Raw genomic sequence first — 17,651 nt, forward strand, 5'->3', positions numbered from 1 at the left:
TGTGAGTGAATCGATTCAGCGCTGGATGTCCCCAAGGCACAGGTACTTCATCTCCAGGTATTCCTCCATGCCATGGCGGGAACCCTCGCGGCCCAGGCCGGACTGCTTGACGCCGCCAAAAGGCACATGTTCAGTGGCGATCACGCCGGCATTGATGCCGACCATGCCGTATTCCAGCGCCTCGGCCACGCGGTAAATGCGGCCGATGTCGCGGCTGTAAAAATAGCTGGCCAGGCCGAACTCGGTGTTGTTGGCGGCGTCAATTGCCTCCTGCTCTTTCTGGAAGCGGAACACCGGTGCGAAGGGGCCAAAGGTTTCTTCGCGGGCGCAGAGCATGTCGGCGGTGGCTTCGGAGATCACGGTCGGCTCAAAAAACTGGCCCTTGATCTTGTGGCCGCCCGCGAGCAGCTTGCCGCCCTTGGCCATCGCGTCATCCACATGGCGCTGCACCTTGTCGACAGCGGCGTCCTCAATCAGCGGGCCCTGCACCACGCCGTCCTCAAAGCCGTTGCCGACTTTCAGCAGCTTGACCTTGGCGGCGAATTTCTCGACAAACTGGTCGTACACGCCGTCCTGCACATAAATGCGGTTGGCGCAGACGCAGGTCTGTCCCGCATTGCGGTATTTGCTGGCCATGGCCCCATCAACGGCCGAGTCCACATCGGCGTCGTCGAACACGATGAAGGGGGCATTGCCGCCCAGTTCCAGCGCCAGTTTCTTGATGGAGGGCGCGCTTTGCGCCATCAGGATGCGGCCAACTTCGGTGGAGCCGGTGAAGCTGATGTGGCGCACCACGTCGCTGGCGCAGAACACCTTGCCCACGGCAATGCTATTGGCGCTGTCGGCTGTCAGCACGTTGAGCACGCCGGCCGGGATGCCGGCGCGGATGGCCAGCTCGGCGGCGGCCAGGGCCGTCAGCGGTGTGAGCTCGGCCGGTTTGATGACCACCGGGCAGCCGGCTGCCAGGGCAGGGGCGACCTTGCGCGTGATCATGGCCAGCGGGAAGTTCCAGGGCGTGATGGCCGCGCACACGCCGATCGGCTGCTTGATGACCATCAGGCGGCGGTTGTTGTCGAACTGGGGCAGGGTCTCGCCGTTGACGCGCTTGGCTTCTTCGGCAAACCACTCGACAAAACTCGCGCCGTAGGCGATTTCGCCCTTGGCCTCGGCAAAGGGTTTGCCCTGCTCGGCCGTCATGATGCGGCCCAGGTCTTCCTGGTTGGCCATCAGCAGCTGGTACCACTTGAGCAGGATGGCGTGGCGCTCCTTGCCGGTCTTGCTGCGCCATGCGGGCCAGGCCGCGTTGGCCGCGGCAATGGCGGCTTCGGCATCCTGGGCGCCCAGGTTGGCCACATCGGCCAGCTTCAGGCCGGTGGCCGGGTCATTGACATCAAAGCGGGATGGACCGGCTACCCACTGGCCATTGATCAGGGCGTCGGTCTTGAAAATGCTGGGGTCTTTGAGAAGGGAGATGGGGGAGGTTTTCATGTCCATGTGCTGGTGTCCTAAAAACGGGGGGCGTGATGGAAAGCCCGGAACTGCTTTTATTCTGACAGTTTTCGGGTTTCCGGATGAAAGGAGGGAAATGCAGGTGTGGGGACCGGTCAGCCAGTGTGGCTCGGCGGCTCTTGCCGGCCGGCAGGCTATTTCATGCGTTGGGCGAACTGCTTTTCCAGCTCGGCCCCGCTACCGCGTGTCCAGAAAGCGGGGTCAAAGGCGAGCGACCGGCGCATGTTGCCGGGCGCCGACGGCAAGTCGCTATTCGCCATGGACAGGTCCGTGACCGGTGCGCTGGCGGCAGTGCGGCTGCGGCCGGTGTCGTAGCGCAGGATGGCGTTGAAGTGGGTGGGGCCGTAGGGTATTTCACGCGAAAAGGCCAGCTGCGCTTCTTCCGAAGTGGCGAAACTGACGAAGGCGCGTGCCAGCTCGCGCCTCGGCGAGCCCTTGATGATGACCCAATAGTCCAGTTCATACACGGCGTCCTGCCATGAGATGGCCAGCGGGGTGAGCCGCTCGCGGTTGGCCGCGGCGATGCGGCCGTTGAAGGCGGTTGAGAGTGTGGTTTCGCCGGAGGCCAGGCGCTGGGGTGGCTGGGAGCCCGATTCCCACCAGACGATATGGGGCTTGAGCTGCTCAAGCTTGGTGAGAGCGCGCTTGACGCCCGCCTCGGTAGCCAGTGTGGTGTACACGTCGCGGCGATGCACCCCGTCGGCCATCAGTGCGATTTCCATGTTGTAGCGCGCACCCTTGCGCAGGCCCCGCTTGCCGGGAAAGCGCTGCACATTCCAGAAATCCTGCCAGCTGCGCGGGGTCTCCTTGAACCGGCCTGGGTCGTAGGCCATCACGGTGGACCAGACAAAAGCGCCGACGCCACAATCCTGCACGGTACCCGGCAGCAGCATGCCGGCATGGGGAATGCTGGCGCGGTCGATGCGCTCGAACAGGCCGGCATCACATCCCGCCTTCAGGTCCGCGGACTCCACTTCAACCACGTCCCATTCACTCTTGCGTTCGGTCACCATGGTCCGGACGGCCGAGAGCTCTCCTGAGTACTCGACCCCTCGTGCCTCGGTTTTGTAGGCTGCCTTGAAAGGCTGGATGAAAGCCACATCCTGGGCTTTGCCGTTGGCTCCGCCGAAGTTGGCGACGGTCAATCCCTGCATCGGCGCTTGAACAGGCGTCTGGGCTTGTGCGGAGAGCGCCAGGCCGAGTGTCATCACGAGTGTCAGTGTGTGGGGTGTTTTCATTGAGGCAGCGCTCCGGGTGCTTGAGGGCAAGGGTGTAAGTTTGTAGAGCCCGCCTGGGCTTGTCAGGCCCTGCGTCCGCGTAGCCATTCGAGGAGCAGTAAAAGGGTGGTGGTGAACAGGATGAGCAAGGTGGCCACTGCCGCGATGGTGGGCGAGATGTTTTCCCGGATGCCGGTAAACATTTGCCTCGGCAGCGTGGCCTGGTCCGCGCCTGCCAGAAACAGCGTGACCACCACTTCGTCAAACGAGGTGGCAAATGCAAACAGCGCGCCCGAGATGACACCCGGCGCTATGACCGGCAGGGTGATCCTGAAAAACGTCCGCAACGGGGTCTCGCCAAGGCTGAGCGACGCGCGCACCAGGTTGTGGTTAAAGCCGGCAAGTGTTGCGAGCACGGTGGTCAGCACAAAAGGCGCACCCAGCGCGGCATGCACCACGATCAGCCCGAAGTAGCTGTCGGCAAGACCCAGCGGAGCGAAATACAGGTAGGTGGCCACCCCGACGACAACGATGGGGACCACCATGGGCGCGATGAGGATGCCCATGAGCAGGCTCTTGAACCGGAAGTTGGTTCTGGACAGGCCGACAGCCGCCAAAGTGCCCAGTGCGGTGGCGATCAGTGTTGCGGCGGGGGCCACGATGAAACTGTTTTTGGCGGCCCTGGCCCATTCAGGTGAATCCAGCAGGTTGCGGTACCACTTCAGCGACCAGCCCGGGATGGGGTAGGCCAAAAAAGAGCTGTCTGAAAAAGACAGCGGCACCATGACCAGGATGGGCGTCAGCAGAAAAACCAGAATGGCGACGCAGGCGGCGCGCACCAGCCACCAGCCGGCTTTGTCTGCCACGGTGGCGTATCGGGGGAAGGCGGGCCCTTTGATTTTGAACATGGTGAATTGGCGTCTGCTGTCTGTAAAAGAAAAAAGATGTCAGCCGATGCTGAGTTCGGCCTTGCCGATGCGCCGGTAAACGCTGTAAAGAACCATGGTGGCCGTCAGCAACACCGCGCCCAGCGCGCAGGCCATGCCCCAATTGACCGCGACGTTGGTATAGCGGGCGATGTAATAGCTCAGCATCTGGTCGTCTGCGCCGCCGAGCAGGGCGGGGGTGACGTAATAGCCGATCGAGAGAATGAAGACCAGCAGTGCGCCGGCGCTGATGCCGGGATAGGTCTGCGGCACATAGACACGAAAGAAGGCGGACAGCGGCGAGCTGCCCAGTGAAACGGCTGCCCGGACGTAAGTTGCCGGCACATTTTTCATCACGCTGTAAAGCGGCAAGATCATGAAGGGCAGCAGGATGTGCACCATGGCAATCACCACTCCAGCGCGATTGAATAAAAGCGCCAAGGGGCTGTCTATGAGGCCGATGCCCATCAGCCCGCGATTGACCAGGCCTTCGGATTGCAGCAGCACAATCCAGGCGGCCACCCGTACCAGGATCGATGTCCAGAACGGTACCAGCACCAGGATCATCAAAAGGTTGGCCTTGCGTGCCGGCAATGCGGCCAGCCACCAGGCCAGTGGATAGGCCAGCAGCAGGCAAAACAGTGTCACGACCAGACTGATGTTGAAGGTGCGCAGCAAAATGCCGCCGTAGGCCCGGTGTTCTTCAGGCATGCGTTCAACGCCGCCAGTGCTGTCACGGCGCAGGTCAACCGACGCCAACAGGTAGTCGGGCGTCCATCGGGAACTGTTTTTGGCTATGGCTTGCCAGTACGTCAAATCAGACCAGCGTTCATCGATTTGCAGCAGCTTCTCGCGTGCCTGTTCCGGTGTAACACCAGCAGGCAAGGGCATGGCCCGAAAGGTACCCATGATGAGTGATCGGGCACCGGCCACCTCCGAATTCAGCCGCCGCGCCAGGGCTCCCGCGTCGGAAGCATCTGGTAGCGTGGACAGATCTTGAGCCAATGCCGCATAAGCCTGCGGCTGGGGAAGCGCCTCGGGGGACCAGCCTCGCAAGGCCTGGGTGGTCAGCGGCAGGGCGTGAACTACCTCGGGGTTTTGCACGGCGCGCATCAGCAGCGCTCCGATGGGAATCAGAAGGGTAAGCACAAGGAACAGCAGCAAGGGTAGCGTCAGGGAAAAAGCCCTGATCTGTGACGCACGGTTCCGTTTCGCCAAGGCAGCGGCCAGATCGGATTGCCGTCGCAGCACGGGAGGGCTCGTTGTTGCAGTCGTCATCGGGGGGACTCGGCTGATGTGATTTTCGGGATGGACAATGAATGGTCAAAAGAAGGCTGTGTCATCACTTGAGTTCAATCTCTACGAATCGGAACTCTCTGTCGGCGGGGTTCATCACGTTGTGCGCGACACCTGCAGGCCGGGCGTAAGCTGCACCGGCACAGAGCTGCACATCGCTGGAGTTCAGCCCTTCCTGCATGCGCAACGCGCCGTCCGTCAATGGCACCACGACATAGTCGTGCAAATGAACGTGGTGCCCGGTTTCAGCGCCGGAAGGGAGATGCCACTCCGTGACGATCACCCGCGCATTCTCAACGTGGGAAATGGAGATGGCGGTTTGGCTCATGCTGCCTCCTGTTCCAGATGAAATGTCTTGGAAGTCACTCTCCAGTGTCCATCCACCCGCAGCAGACACAGGTGGTCGACAAACACCTTGTCGTTGATGCGGACGCGCACTTTTGCCAGAGCCTGGTCATCGCCGACGGCATCCAGAAGAAGGATTTCCTCCTGGCGGTGTGCCTGGCTCGCTTTTGGCGAGCGGCGTTGGGCCAGGATTTCCCGATAAGTCGCCGCCGGCCACACGACCAATGCGCCCTTCATCACACCGTGCAGTTGTGCCGTCGGATGAAAAACCTCGTCAAACCTGTCGATTTTGCAGTCGTACATCAGGTCGAAGTAATGTTGAACTGTTGACTCAACGCTGGCAAAGGTGTCGGCGCGCATTGGGTGTGTCCGTGGTTGTTATTGCGTGGCCCAGGCGGCAAAGCGTTTTTCAAGCGCTTCGCCCTGGTCGGCCCAGAAACCCACATTCATCTGGATGGCCTCTTTGGCATTGGCCGGCGACGTTGGCAGATCATCCAGCACTTTTTTGTCGAGCTTGGCCAGGGCCTGGTTGTTGACGGGGCCGTAGGCGATGTTCTGCGCGTAGACGGCCTGGGTCGCGGGCTGGCTGGCGAAGGCGATGAATTTCATCGACGCGTCCTTGTTGGGCGCACCTTTTGGGATGACCCAGTAGTCCAGGTCATAAATGCCGCCGGGCCAGTAGATCTTCAGGTTGCGGCCTTCGCGGTTGGCGGCGTCGATGCGGCCGTTGTAAACCGTGCTGAGGGCGACGTCACCGGCCACGAGGAACTGGGCGGGTTGGGCGCCGGCTTCCCACCACTGGATGTTGGGCTTGAGTTCTGTGAGCTTGCGAAATGCGCGGTCGGCTCCGTCTTTGGTGGCCAGGACCTTGTAGACGTCGGCGGGTTTGACGCCGTCGGCCATCAGTGCGAACTCGAGGTTGTAGCGGGCGCCCTTGCGCATGCCGCGCTTGCCCGGGATTTTCTTGACATCCCAGAAATCGGCCCAGCTGGTGGGCGCGGTCTTGACCTTGTCGGCGTTCCAGGCCATCACGGTGGACCACACAAAAACGCCTACGCCGCATTCCTTGACCGCTGCGGGCAAGAAGTCTGCCTTGGGGCCGATTTTGCTAAAGTCGATTTTTTCAAACAAACCTTCATCGCAACCGCGCTGCACATCGGGTGCTTCGACTTCCACGACATCCCAGGTGACTTTTTTCGTCTCGACCATGGCCTTGATCTTGGCCTGCTCGCCGTTGTATTCCACCGCGACGACTTTGGTGCCTGCTTTTTCGAAGGGCTCGTAGTAGGCCTTTTTCTGCGCATTGGCATTGGCGCCGCCGAAGTTCACGACGGTGATCTGCTGCTGCGCGAACGCGGGTACGGCCAGGCACGAAGCCATGGCAAGGGCGATGATGTTTTTCTTCATGGTGCTATTTCCTCGGTGGTTGATAAAGGCAGAAGGGAACGTTGAAATGGTGAAAGGAGAAAGCGGTTACACCGCATAAATCCGCGTAAATTCGGGCGGAAATTCGAGGTGCACCGCTTCGCCCGGTTGCGGCGGCGGCTGACCGTTCAACAGGGTGAGCGGCAGCTTGACTGTCGCTTCCGCCTGGCCGGCACCGACCTCACACAGCAGCCGCAGGTGGTCGCCGAAATAGATGATGCGGGCCACGTGCGCGGGCAAAGCACTGGCAGGCGATGCCGGCACCTGGCGATGCAACACAATGCGCTCGGGCCGGATGTAGGCTTCGACCTGCGCGCCTGCAGCCGCCTGATTCACGTTGGTGCCGCCCAGAACGTAGCCATCCGGCAATTCGATGCCTGTGGCATTTCCCTTGCCTTTGAGTACCGTGCTGTCTCCGACGAAACCGGCAACAAAACGGTTGGAGGGCGTTTCATACAGCGCCTCTACCGGCGCCAGCTGCTGGATCGCGCCATCGTTGAAGACCGCCACCCGGTCGCTCATCGTCAAGGCTTCCCCCTGGTCATGCGTGACATAGACAAACGTGACGCCCAGCTGCTTGTGCAACTCCTTCAGCTCGATCTGCATGTGCTCGCGCAGCTGCTTGTCGAGTGCGCCCAGCGGCTCGTCCATCAACACCAGCTGGGGTTCGAACACCAGTGCCCGGGCCAGCGCAACGCGCTGCTGCTGCCCGCCCGAGAGTTGTCCCGGCAGGCGGTCCGACATGCCTGTCAGTCGGACCATGTCGAGCGCACGCTTGACGCGGCTGGCCTGGTCGGCCTTTGAAACCTTGCGTACGGTGAGTGGATAGGCCACGTTCTGGCCCACCGTGAGATGCGGAAACAGCGCATAGTTCTGGAACACCATGCCGAAGTTGCGTTTGTGCGGCGGTGTGCCCGTGATTTGCGCGCCATTGAGAAAAATCTCTCCCGCTGTGGGGGATTCGAACCCCGCCAGCATCATCAGCGTGGTGGTTTTCCCCGAGCCGGAGGGGCCGAGCAGGCTCAGGAATTCCCCGCGATGAATGTCGAGGTCGAGCTGCTGCACGACCAGCTGCTCGCCGTCATAGGTTTTCTGCACGCCAGAAAAGCGCACAAGGACATCGTTATCGGTCATCGTTTTTCCTGAGCTGTCCACGGAGATCAGCGCGATGCGGCGAGACTGTCGGCCAGGATTTGCAGGCCTTCGTCCAGCAGGGCGTCTGCGGCCGTGAGGGGAACCAGAATCCTGATCACGTTACCGTAGGTGCCGCATGAGAGCAATATCAATCCACGCCGGGCGGCTTCGGTCACCACGCGTTTGGTCAGTGCTGCATCAGGGCGGGCAGGGTCGCCGTTTTCAAAAAGCTCTATGGCCACCATGGCACCCAGGCCTCGCACGTCGCCGATAGAGGTTTCTTTTTTCGCAATCGCGTGCAGGCCTTTGACCAGATGGGCGCCCAGCGTCTTGCTGCGCTCCAGGAGTTTTTCTTTCTCAAAGGCCTTGAGCACTGCCAGCGCTGCCGCGCACCCAATCGGGCTGCCGGCGTAGGTGCCGCCCAGGCCGCCGGGGCCGGGTGCATCCATGACCTCGGCGCGGCCGACCAGGCCCGAGATCGGGAAGCCACCCGCCATGGACTTGGCGATGGCAATCAGGTCGGGCGCCACCGGCCACTGTTCGCTGGCATACCAGGTGCCCGTGCGCCCGGCGCCGGTCTGGACTTCGTCGGCGATGAGCAGGATGCCGTGCCGGTCGGCAAGCGCCTTCAGGCGGCTGATGAACTCCGGCGGAGCAATGTAGAAGCCTCCTTCACCTTGCACCGGTTCAATGATGAACGCCGCCACGCGCTCGGGTTCCACATCGTTTTTGAGAATCTGTTCAACCGAGTGCAACGCCTGGTCGATGCTCACGCCGTGCAGCGCGTTGGGGTATTCGGCATGGAACACTTCGCCGGGAAAGGGGCCGAACCCCAGCTTGTAGGGTGCCACCTTGCCAGTCATGCCCAGTGTCATGTTGGTCCGGCCGTGGTAGCCGCCGGTAAAGGCGATGATGCCGGGGCGCTTGGTGTAAGACCGGGCCACCTTGACCGCGTTCTCGACCGCTTCGGCGCCGGTGGTCAGCAGCAGGGTCTTTTTGGCGAAGTTGCCGGGCGCCAGGGCATTGAGCTTTTCTGCCAGTTCAACGTAGGGCTCATAGGCGACCACCTGGAAGCAGGTGTGCGTGTAGAGGTCGAGCTGGGCCTTGACTGCGGCAATGACTTCGGTATGCAGGTGGCCGGTGTTGAGCACGGCGATGCCGCCGGCGAAGTCGATATAGCGGCGGCCTTCAACGTCCCACAGTTCGGCGTTTTTGGCCCGGCTGACAAAAATCTCGTGGGCCTGGCCTACGCCGCGTGTCACGGCGGCTTGGCGGCGCGCCATCAGGGCGGCGTTGCTGGAAGTCTGGTTTGGCTGCATGGTGAAGGTGATTTCCGGAAGTTCTGGGTTGACTGGGTGGAGGAAGGAGATGAGCGGACTTTAGAAGCCGGCGCCAGCCCCGTCCATGTACACCGCCGCGCTGTTTTCGACATACTGTGCGGGTCTAGAATCCTGTACATGGATTCCCCAACCCGGTGCATGGGCATTGCGATGCACAATCTGCCCTTTTTGGTTTTTTGATGCTCACACTTCGCCCGGAACTGCAGACCCCCCTTGTGAGCCAGATCGTCGACGGCCTGCGGGGCATGATTGCCGGGCAGGCGCTGAAACCGGGCGTCAAGCTGCCGTCCATCCGCGGTTTTGCCGCCATGCACGGCGTCAGCGTCTTTACGGTGGTGGAGGCGTACGACCGCCTTGTGGCCCAAGGATGGCTTGTTTCCCGGGCCAATGCCGGGTTTTTCGTCAAGCGCAGGGGCGATGATGGTGCATCGGGTGTGCCGTACGCGCAGCCCCCGCAACCTAAATTTGACGCCCGCTGGTACCTCAAGCAGATTTTTGAAAACCGCAACCTGCCGATGAAGCCCGGTTGTGGCTGGTTGCCGCACGATTTCCTGTTCGGGGACGCGCTCCGCCGCAGCATGCGGCACCTGTCGGTGGACGGTTCCTCTCTTGAGGGTTACGGCCTGCCTTATGGGCATATGGCCCTGCGTATGGTCATTGCGGAGGCGCTGGCTGAAAACCAGATATCGGTCGAGGTGGACCAGGTGCTGCTGACGCAAGGCTCCAGCCAGGCGCTGGACCTGGTGGCCCGGCAACTGGTCAAACCGGGAGACACCGTGCTGGTCGATAGCCCCGGTTATCCCAACCTGATGTTCATGCTGCGTTTTCTGGGCGCCAACCTTGTGGGGGTGCCGCGCACCCCTACCGGGTACGACCTGGCCGCGCTGGAGGCGCTGCTGGCCGAGCACAAGCCCAAGGCCTTCTTCACCCAACCCCGTTTGCAAAGCCCGACGTGTTCGATTGCGTCCGCGGCCCATCTGCACCGCTTGCTGCAACTGGCCGAGGCGCACGGCTTCACGCTGGTGGAAAACGATATTTACGCCGACATGGACCCGGTCTCGCGGTCCACGCTGGCAAGCCTGGACCAGCTGCAGCGCGTGGTCTATATCGGCAGCTATTCCAAAACAATTTCTCCCAATCTGCGCGTGGGCTACCTGCTGGCGCGAGGCGAGCTGATCGAGGACCTGGCCCAGCTCAAGATGATTTCGGGCCTTACCTCGTCCGATATCGCCGAACGGCTGACTTTCGGGGTGGTCACAGACGGCCGCTGGCGCAAGCACCTCAAGTCGCTTCGCGAGAAGCTGGCTGCAGCGCATCGCAAGACCGAAAAGAACCTGACCAGCCTGGGTTTTGAGCTTTTCCATGAGCCAGGGGCCGGCATGTACCTGTGGGCCCGGCACCCGGACCTTCCCGATGGCGCCGTCCTGTCCAAAGAGGCTACGCCCGAGGGCATCATGCTCGGCCCGGGACAATTGTTTCTGCTGGAGCCCCATCCGACGGGTTGGCTCCGCTTTAACGTGGCTTTCAGCGACGATGAGCGCATATGGCGCTTTTTGTCCCACCGCATTGATCTGGGCCGGCAAGCTGCCCAATAAGCGGGGGCATCCCCCTCAAACCTATAATCAAAGGCTTAGCCCAAGCGGGTGAGCCCGAGGGCGCCGCCTTGCCAAAACCACTATTGCAGACCATGAGCCATCCCACTTCCATGTCAGCCCCCACGTCAGCTTCAACGCCCGTATTCACCGTCTCGGACATTCGCAAGACATTTCTCGATTTCTTTGCGTCCAAGGGCCACACCGTGGTGCCATCCAGCTCGTTGGTGCCGGGCAACGACCCGACGCTGATGTTTACCAACTCCGGCATGGTGCAGTTCAAGGACGTTTTCCTCGGCACCGACAAGCGCCCCTACGTGCGCGCGGCCTCGGTACAGGCCTGCCTGCGCGCCGGCGGCAAACACAACGACCTGGAGAACGTGGGCTACACCGCGCGCCACCACACATTCTTTGAAATGCTGGGCAACTGGAGCTTCGGCGACTACTTCAAGCGCGAATCGCTCAAGTGGGCCTGGGAATTGTTGACCGAGGTCTACAAGCTGCCGCCCGAGCGCCTGCTGGCCACCGTCTATGAAGAGGACGACGAGGCCTACGACATCTGGACCAAGGAAATCGGCCTGCCGCCCGAGCGCGTGATCCGCATCGGCGACAACAAGGGCGGCCGCTACAAGTCCGACAACTTCTGGATGATGGCCGACACCGGCCCCTGCGGCCCGTGCAGCGAAATCTTTTACGACCACGGCGACCACATCCCCGGCGGCCCACCCGGCAGCCCCGATGAAGACGGCGACCGCTTCATCGAAATCTGGAACAACGTGTTCATGCAGTTCGACATGGCCGCTGATGGCAGCGTCACCAAATTGCCAGCGCCTTGCGTCGACACCGGCATGGGCCTGGAGCGCCTGGCCGCCATCTTGCAGCACGTGCACAGCAATTATGAAATCGACATCTTTGCCGAGCTGATCAAGGCGGCGTCGCGCGAGACTGGCGAAAAAGACCTGGGCAACAAGAGCCTGTTTGTCATTGCCGACCACATCCGTGCCACCGCTTTTTTGGTGAGCGACGGCGTCAATCCGTCCAACGAAGGCCGGGGTTATGTGCAGCGCCGCATCATCCGCCGCGCGATCCGCCACGGCTACAAACTGGGCAAGAAGACACCGTTCTTCCACAAGCTGGTGGCTGACCTGGCCCGCCTGATGGGTGATGCCTATCCCAAGCTCAAGGCCGACGAAGCCCGCATCACGTCCGTGCTGAAAGCCGAAGAAGAGCGCTTCTTCGAAACGCTGGAAATCGGCATGACCATCCTGGACACCGCCCTGGCGGGTGGCGCCAAGGTGCTGCCGGGCGACGTGGCCTTCAAGCTGCACGACACCTACGGCTTCCCGCTGGACTTGTCGGCCGACGTGTGCCGTGAGCGCGGTGTGGAAGTGGATGAAGCCGGCTTCAAGGCCGCGATGGACAAGCAGAAGAACCAGGCGCGCGCCGCCGGCAAATTCAAGATGGATCGTGCGCTGGAGTACAGCGGCGAAGGCCATGCGTTCACCGGCTACGAATTGCTGGAAGAGCCCGCCAAAGTCGTCGCGCTGTATGCCGACGGTGTGGCCGTGCAGGCACTCAATGCAGGCCAAAGCGGCGTGGTGGTGCTGAGCACGACACCGTTCTACGCCGAAAGCGGCGGCCAGGTTGGTGACCAGGGCCGGCTCACGGCCGCCGGTTCCACCTTCACGGTGGACGATACGCTCAAGATCAAGGCTGATGTGTTCGGCCACCACGGCACTCAGGAAGAGGGCGCGCTGAAAGTCGGCGACACCGTGACCGCGCAGGTCAACACCGCGCTGCGCGCCGCCACCGTGCGCAACCACAGCGCCACCCACCTGATGCACAAGGCCTTGCGTGAAGTGCTGGGCGACCACGTGCAGCAAAAGGGTTCACTCGTGAACGCTGAACGCACACGCTTTGACTTTGCGCACAACGCGCCGGTTACCGACGCGCAGATCCGTGAGATCGAAGCGCGTGTGAATGCCGAAATTCTGTCCAACGTGGCCACCGATGCCAGCGTGATGGCCATGGAAGATGCGCAGAAATCCGGCGCGATGATGCTCTTCGGCGAAAAGTACGGTGAGACCGTGCGCGTGCTGACGATCGGCTCCAGCAAGGAGCTCTGCGGTGGCGTTCACGTCAAACGTACCGGTGATATTGGCCTGTTCAAGATCGTGGCTGAAAGCGGTGTGGCCGCAGGTGTGCGGCGCGTGGAAGCCGTCACCGGCGAAAACGCGCTGGCCTACTTGCAGACGCTCGAATCCACGGTGGAAGCCGCGGCCGGCTCGCTCAAGGCCAGCCCGTCCGAGTTGCAGGGCCGCATCAGCCAGGTGCTGGACCAGGTCAAATCGCTGGAGAAAGAAATCGCCGCGCTCAAGGGCAAACTGGCTTCTTCACAAGGCGACGAGCTGGTCACGCAGGCTGTTGACGTCAAGGGCCTCAAGGTGCTGGCCGCGAAGCTCGAAGGCGCCGACGCCAAGACGTTGCGTGACACCATGGACAAGCTGAAAGACAAACTCAAAACCGCTGTTATCGTGCTGGCGGCGGTCGATGGCGACAAGGTGCAGATCGCCGCGGGCGTGACTGCCGACAGCGTGGGCAAGGTCAAGGCCGGTGAACTGGTGAACTTTGTGGCCCAGCAGGTGGGCGGCAAGGGCGGCGGCAAGGCCGACATGGCCATGGCCGGCGGCACCGATGCGTCCAAGCTCGGTGATGCACTGAAGTCTGTGCAGGCCTGGGTGACCGAGCGCGCCTGAGGCGGTCCGTCAAAGCGCTATTAATTTGATAGCTGCTCGCGCAAGCTAGTAAAGGGCTGGAGGCCAATTTCGTTCAAGAAATTGGCCTTTTTTCATTGTTTTTTCACTCAACGGCGGCCCAGAACACCGCAAACCAGCTTTGCGGGTCGGACCAGTAGCGAACCTGCCCGAATCCGGCCTGCCGCAACAGCGCCGTCATGCTTTCCACGGTGTACTTGTAAGAGCACTCGGTGTGGATGCGTTCGCCGGCGCCAAAGCGCCGCGCATGCCCAGGCCAGCGCACCGTAAGGTCCGACAAGGCTTCCAGGTGCATTTCGATGCGCGACTCCGCGGTATTGAAGAGCGCCACGTGGCGCCACTGGCGAACATCAAAATCCGCCTGCAGGAGCTCGTTGACGTTGAGCAGCACGTTTTTGTTGAAAGCAGCCGTCACGCCCAGCGCATCGTCGTAAGCTGCCTCCAGCCGTGCGGTGTCCTTCACCAGGTCAATGCCCAGCAGCAGGCCGCGCGCCTTGCCTTGTGCCGGGTCGGCGATGTGCTGCAAGAACCGCAGGGCCTCTGCCGGATGAAAGTTGCCCAGGCTGGAGCCGGGGTAGAAAAACACCCGCTCCTGGCTTTGCACTTCGCGTGGCAACACCAGGCCGGACGAAAAATCCATGCCCAGGCCGACGATGTCGAGCGCGGGGAAGCTGTTTTGCACCTGCGCGGCGGCATCGCGCAAAAATTCCACCGAGATGTCGACCGGCACATATTGCCGCGGCTGAAGATGCGGAATGAGCGCTGCAGCCTTGGCGCAGTTGCCGGCACCCAGGTCGATCAGGCAGGCGTTGTGAACGCCACTCGCGCTCAGCGTGGCGGCGATCTGCGGGTAGGACGCCGCAAAAATGGCGGCCTCGGTGCGGGTTGGGTAGTACTCCTCAAGGCCTGTAATGGCCTCGAAAAGTTTCGAGCCCAGCTCGTTGTAAAAGAATTTGGGGCTGATGGTGGCTGTGGGCTCAAGCAAACCCTCTTCCAGCTCCTGTGCCACATTTTGGGTCTGGCCCGGCTGCGACGCGCTGTAGAGGTTGATGAACTGCGGCGATGCCGTTGGCAGGGCCTCAGCCAAGCCGGGAAATTTGAGGGGCAGGTTCACGTTGGATCAGCCAGTTAAGTGATATCGACAGATTTAAAAGCAGATAGCGAAACGCCTTTGTAGGACTGAACCGCTTTGGGCGCAAGCGGTGCCGGCCAAATGCTGTCCTATATAGGGTTCTTTTTGGACCGCCCGCTGGGCTGAGCGCGGTCAATCGCCGACATCTGTACTTCCTGTGTCACTTGGTCGCTGAATGCTGCCATTTCTTACAAAAAGCCGGTTCCGCACTCATATTGCGCGAGCGGCTCAGGGCGTTGGCCGAACCTGGCCTGTGTCCCCCCGCGCGAAGTGCTGCAGGGTTTCACCGGCCATGCGGTAGCGCACCCATTCAGCTTGCGGCCTGGCGCCCAGCGACTGGTAAAACTGGATGGCCGGTTCGTTCCAGTCCAGCACGCTCCATTCGAGCCGCCCGCAGCCGCTGTCAAAAGCCAGCCGGGCCAGGTGGCGCAACAGCCGCTTGCCGGCGCCGCTACCCCGGTGTTGGGGCGATACGTACAAATCCTCCAGGTACATGCCTTTGCGTCCCAGCCAGGTGGAGTAGCTGAGGAAATACACCGCAAAGCCCACAGGCTGGCCGTCTATCTCGCAGATGATGGCCCGCGCAGGCGTTCCGGCCTCAAAGAGGCTGCGCTCGATGTCGGCGACGCTCGCAACGACCTCGTGCTCCGCTTTTTCATAAATGGCCAGTTCAACGATGAAGGCGTGAATCGCTGCGGCGTCGCCGGCTTGCGCATTCCGGATATGGATGTTCATGAAGGTTCCTGTGATTTGTGTGAAGGCGCCGGCTGGCGCATGCAGCGGATGCTATACGGTCCCTAAAATGCAGGCAGTGCATGTTCTTGCAGCGATAGAAGTTGTCCACCCCATTTACCCCTCAACCTGCGTACCAACACCAGGCCCATGCCGACCCCGTTTATTTCCCGCCGCCATTTCCTGCTGCAGACAGTCACCGCCGGCTCAGGGGCGGCCGTGCTTCCAGCGATGTCGCAGGGGGTGACCGGCCCGGCCTACGAGGTGGCTCCCTGGGCCGGTCCATTGACAGCGTTCTCGCTGGTGGACACAACCGGCAAGACCTGGCGCCCGGCCGATTTGCGCGGCCGTGCCGTGCTGCTGAATTTCTGGGCCAGCTGGTGCGAGCCCTGCCGCGCTGAAATGCCGACGCTGCAGCAGATTGCCGACCTCTACGGCGACGACAAACTGCTGGTGCTGGCCGTCAACTTCAAGGAGCCGGCAGCCCGTGCGCTGCAGTTTGCCAAAACCACCGGGGTGACACTGCCGGTGCTGCTGGACCTGGATGGAAAAGTCGGCCGGGGCTGGGGCGTGAAGGTTTTCCCGACCACCTTGATGATCGACCGCACCGGCCGGCCGCGCCAACGCGTCACCGGCGAGGTCGACTGGACCAGCCCGGCAGCAGAAAAGCTGATTGCCGGCTTGCTCAAGCCCTGAATCTGTCTCGGCACGGCACCGGCGATAATCCGGGGCCAGCCCTTGCGCTGCCTTTGCGGGCGGTGTGGGCTGCCAGACATCCCGGAGCATCTTCACCTGCCCCGGTGCACGTCGCACTCACACCCACCCGGAGATACTTTTTCATGTCGACCGTACGCCGCACTTTCCTGAAGAACACCGCAGCAGCCGCCGTGGCCGCTGCATTGCCCACCATCAACTTTGCCCAGACGCCCGCTGCCGCGCCCAGCCGCAGCAATTTCGCGCCCCAAAGCGGCGCCTGGCGCACCTTTGATGTGACCACGCGCGTTGACATCCTCAAACCGCAAGGCGTGACCAAGGTGTGGCTGCCGATTCCCTCGGTCAACAGCGACTACCAGCACTCGCTGGAAAATGGTTTCTCCAGCAACGGCACCGCCAAGCTGATGCAGGACGGCCAGGACGGCGCGAAGATGCTGTATGTGGAATTTGCGGCCGCTGAAGCAAAGCCCTATGTGGAGCTGACCAGCCGTGTGCAGACACAAGGCCGCGCGATGGACTGGTCGCAGAAAACAGCCCCAGCCGAAAGCGCCGACACGCTGCGTTACTTCACGCGCCCCACGGCGCTGATCCCGACCGACGGCATTGTGCGCAAGACAGCGCTGGCCGCCACCCAGGGCGCGAAAACCGATGTCGAAAAGGCGCAAAAGCTTTACGACTGGATCGTGGCCAACACCTACCGTGAACCCAAGGTGCGCGGCTGCGGCGAAGGCGACATCAAGACCATGCTGGAAACCGGCAACCTGGGCGGCAAGTGCGCCGACCTGAATGCGCTGTTCGTGGGCCTGTGCCGTTCGGTGGGCCTGCCTGCGCGCGACGTGTACGGCATTCGCCTGGTGCCTTCGGCCTTTGGCTACAAGGAGCTCTCGGGCAACCCCGCCAGCCTCAAGGGCGCGCAGCATTGCCGCTCGGAGGTCTACCTCAAGGGCTACGGCTGGGTGGCGATGGATCCGGCCGATGTGGCCAAGGTCATGCGCCTGGAAACGGCCGAATGGATCAAGACCACCGCCAACCCGGTGGTGGCGCCTGTCAACAAGGCGTTGTTTGGCGGCTGGGAAGGCAACTGGATGGCCTACAACACCGCGCATGATGTCGCGCTGCCCAAAGCCAGCGGCGAGAAGCTCGGCTTCTTCATGTACCCCGTGGCTGAAAACGCAGCCGGCCGTTTTGATTCTTACGCACCGGATGATTTCAAGTACCAAATCACGGCAAAAGAGGTCAAGGCTTAAAGCGTCCCTGCGGCGTGCGGCCTAAAAAAGGCTGATGATGCAGAAAAATAGCGGGACAGCGATTGGAACCGGAATTTTTAAAGACGGCTTGCTGCGGGGCGCTTCATCGTTTTGGCTTGCGTCATCAACTTGCTCAATGCAAAAAGCTGTGTGAAACTGGGCTGGAAATTTGCGGGGTTTCACGGAATTTTTATAACTGTATAAATTTACCGTGTATGGGCTTGAAGCCCAGCATGCAAGCGGCTTACAGGGGTTTTAGATGTCCAGA

General features: G+C 61.7%; 15 protein-coding genes. 4 read left to right on the forward strand and 11 right to left on the reverse strand.

Annotated elements, in window-relative coordinates:
• Positions 1-15: 15 nt before the first annotated feature.
• The 9 genes from AC1D13_RS07940 to gabT all read right to left on the reverse strand — a co-directional run bounded on the left by AC1D13_RS07940 (position 16) and on the right by gabT (position 9,171).
• Complete coding sequence (locus tag AC1D13_RS07940; protein WP_457280205.1) at positions 16-1,494, reverse strand: NAD-dependent succinate-semialdehyde dehydrogenase; 1,479 nt, start codon at positions 1,492-1,494, stop codon at positions 16-18.
• A 149-nt stretch (positions 1,495-1,643) separates the two neighbouring features.
• Positions 1,644-2,747 carry an ABC transporter substrate-binding protein gene (locus tag AC1D13_RS07945; protein WP_477689312.1) on the reverse strand — a complete coding sequence of 368 codons (1,104 nt, stop codon included), beginning with the start codon at positions 2,745-2,747 and terminating at the stop codon, positions 1,644-1,646.
• A gap of 62 nt (positions 2,748-2,809) precedes the next feature.
• Entirely contained in the window at positions 2,810-3,634 is an 825-nt protein-coding gene (locus tag AC1D13_RS07950; RefSeq protein WP_477689313.1) for an ABC transporter permease, read from the reverse strand.
• A gap of 39 nt (positions 3,635-3,673) precedes the next feature.
• Entirely contained in the window at positions 3,674-4,930 is a 1,257-nt protein-coding gene (locus tag AC1D13_RS07955; RefSeq protein WP_477689314.1) for an ABC transporter permease, read from the reverse strand.
• Positions 4,931-4,994: 64 nt separating this feature from the next.
• A complete protein-coding gene (locus tag AC1D13_RS07960; RefSeq protein WP_477689315.1) occupies positions 4,995-5,276 on the reverse strand; it encodes a cupin domain-containing protein in 282 nt (93 codons plus the stop codon).
• Entirely contained in the window at positions 5,273-5,653 is a 381-nt protein-coding gene (locus AC1D13_RS07965; RefSeq protein WP_477689316.1) for a nuclear transport factor 2 family protein, read from the reverse strand. The genes AC1D13_RS07960 and AC1D13_RS07965 overlap by 4 nt, the downstream gene beginning before the upstream one ends.
• Positions 5,654-5,671: 18 nt before the next feature.
• A complete protein-coding gene (locus AC1D13_RS07970) occupies positions 5,672-6,700 on the reverse strand; it encodes an ABC transporter substrate-binding protein (RefSeq protein WP_477667816.1) in 1,029 nt (342 codons plus the stop codon).
• Positions 6,701-6,766: 66 nt separating this feature from the next.
• Positions 6,767-7,852: an ABC transporter ATP-binding protein gene (locus AC1D13_RS07975; RefSeq protein ID WP_477689317.1), complete on the reverse strand. Its 1,086-nt coding sequence runs from the start codon at positions 7,850-7,852 to the stop codon at positions 6,767-6,769.
• Between the two features lie 26 nt (positions 7,853-7,878).
• On the reverse strand, positions 7,879-9,171 hold the full coding sequence (gabT, locus tag AC1D13_RS07980) for a 4-aminobutyrate--2-oxoglutarate transaminase (RefSeq protein WP_477689318.1): 1,293 nt from the start codon (positions 9,169-9,171) through the stop codon (positions 7,879-7,881).
• A 200-nt stretch (positions 9,172-9,371) separates the two neighbouring features.
• Here gabT and AC1D13_RS07985 point away from each other — a divergent pair, with 200 nt between their 5' ends.
• Both AC1D13_RS07985 and alaS read left to right on the forward strand, forming a co-directional pair.
• Positions 9,372-10,787, forward strand: coding sequence for an aminotransferase-like domain-containing protein (locus tag AC1D13_RS07985; RefSeq protein ID WP_457280212.1), 1,416 nt, complete (start codon positions 9,372-9,374; stop codon positions 10,785-10,787).
• A gap of 92 nt (positions 10,788-10,879) precedes the next feature.
• Positions 10,880-13,540, forward strand: a complete 2,661-nt coding sequence (alaS, locus tag AC1D13_RS07990; RefSeq protein WP_457280213.1) for an alanine--tRNA ligase — start codon at positions 10,880-10,882, stop codon at positions 13,538-13,540.
• Between the two features lie 103 nt (positions 13,541-13,643).
• Here alaS and egtD read toward each other — a convergent pair whose 3' ends face one another.
• Positions 13,644-14,672, reverse strand: coding sequence for an L-histidine N(alpha)-methyltransferase (gene egtD, locus AC1D13_RS07995; RefSeq protein ID WP_457280214.1), 1,029 nt, complete (start codon positions 14,670-14,672; stop codon positions 13,644-13,646).
• 246 nt (positions 14,673-14,918) lie between these two features.
• Complete coding sequence (locus tag AC1D13_RS08000; RefSeq protein WP_457280215.1) at positions 14,919-15,425, reverse strand: GNAT family N-acetyltransferase; 507 nt, start codon at positions 15,423-15,425, stop codon at positions 14,919-14,921.
• A 147-nt stretch (positions 15,426-15,572) separates the two neighbouring features.
• Here AC1D13_RS08000 and AC1D13_RS08005 point away from each other — a divergent pair, with 147 nt between their 5' ends.
• Together AC1D13_RS08005 and AC1D13_RS08010 are read left to right on the forward strand one after the other, a co-directional pair.
• Positions 15,573-16,118, forward strand: coding sequence for a TlpA disulfide reductase family protein (locus tag AC1D13_RS08005; RefSeq protein ID WP_477689319.1), 546 nt, complete (start codon positions 15,573-15,575; stop codon positions 16,116-16,118).
• 143 nt (positions 16,119-16,261) lie between these two features.
• Entirely contained in the window at positions 16,262-17,383 is a 1,122-nt protein-coding gene (locus AC1D13_RS08010; protein WP_477689320.1) for a transglutaminase-like domain-containing protein, read from the forward strand.
• Positions 17,384-17,651: the final 268 nt, after the last annotated feature.

The sequence above is a fragment of the Polaromonas sp. P1_E12 genome, assembly GCF_056405975.1.

Bases quoted from the DNA above. Each gene is read 5' to 3' on its own strand.
- AC1D13_RS07940 (WP_457280205.1), bottom strand. From the start codon at position 1,494: ATGGACATGAAAACCTCCCCCATCTCCCTTCTCAAAGACCCCAGCATT.
- AC1D13_RS08000 (WP_457280215.1), bottom strand. From the start codon at position 15,425: ATGAACATCCATATCCGGAATGCGCAAGCCGGCGACGCCGCAGCGATT.
- AC1D13_RS08010 (WP_477689320.1), top strand. From the start codon at position 16,262: ATGTCGACCGTACGCCGCACTTTCCTGAAGAACACCGCAGCAGCCGCC.
- AC1D13_RS08005 (WP_477689319.1), top strand. From the start codon at position 15,573: ATGCCGACCCCGTTTATTTCCCGCCGCCATTTCCTGCTGCAGACAGTC.
- gabT (WP_477689318.1), bottom strand. From the start codon at position 9,171: ATGCAGCCAAACCAGACTTCCAGCAACGCCGCCCTGATGGCGCGCCGC.
- AC1D13_RS07965 (WP_477689316.1), bottom strand. From the start codon at position 5,653: ATGCGCGCCGACACCTTTGCCAGCGTTGAGTCAACAGTTCAACATTAC.
- AC1D13_RS07960 (WP_477689315.1), bottom strand. From the start codon at position 5,276: ATGAGCCAAACCGCCATCTCCATTTCCCACGTTGAGAATGCGCGGGTG.
- AC1D13_RS07950 (WP_477689313.1), bottom strand. From the start codon at position 3,634: ATGTTCAAAATCAAAGGGCCCGCCTTCCCCCGATACGCCACCGTGGCA.
- AC1D13_RS07975 (WP_477689317.1), bottom strand. From the start codon at position 7,852: ATGACCGATAACGATGTCCTTGTGCGCTTTTCTGGCGTGCAGAAAACC.
- AC1D13_RS07985 (WP_457280212.1), top strand. From the start codon at position 9,372: ATGCTCACACTTCGCCCGGAACTGCAGACCCCCCTTGTGAGCCAGATC.
- AC1D13_RS07945 (WP_477689312.1), bottom strand. From the start codon at position 2,747: ATGAAAACACCCCACACACTGACACTCGTGATGACACTCGGCCTGGCG.
- AC1D13_RS07955 (WP_477689314.1), bottom strand. From the start codon at position 4,930: ATGACGACTGCAACAACGAGCCCTCCCGTGCTGCGACGGCAATCCGAT.
- AC1D13_RS07970 (WP_477667816.1), bottom strand. From the start codon at position 6,700: ATGAAGAAAAACATCATCGCCCTTGCCATGGCTTCGTGCCTGGCCGTA.
- alaS (WP_457280213.1), top strand. From the start codon at position 10,880: ATGAGCCATCCCACTTCCATGTCAGCCCCCACGTCAGCTTCAACGCCC.